Origin of the sequence: Pseudoalteromonas sp. S4741 (assembly GCF_005886135.1) — a bacterium.
Lineage (GTDB): Bacteria > Pseudomonadota > Gammaproteobacteria > Enterobacterales > Alteromonadaceae > Pseudoalteromonas > Pseudoalteromonas tetraodonis.
In genome coordinates this window covers 1-219 of the sequence record NZ_PNCN01000276.1, presented here as the reverse complement: position 1 = coordinate 219, position 219 = coordinate 1, and the positions used below count along the sequence as shown (strand labels likewise).

Annotated in this window: 1 pseudogene; it reads left to right on the top strand. The window is 41.6% G+C overall.

What is annotated here, in order from left to right:
- A pseudogene (locus CWC30_RS18155) lies at window positions 1–219 on the top strand (phosphoribulokinase); the annotation flags it as partial.

The window sequence follows — 219 nt, the reverse complement described above, 5'->3', positions numbered from 1 at the left end:
TCGTCGATCTATACACACCTTTGATGAATCCGTGCCTTATAACCAGTTACCTGGGACATTTACCCCTTGGCATGATCTTGAGCAAAATACAGACCTGATGTTTTACGAGGGTCTACATGGCGGTGTAGTTGATGTAGATCATGATGTTGGTAAAGATGTTGATTTTCTGATGGGCATGGTGTCCTTTTATTGTCCTTGTATGGATCCAAAAACTCATTC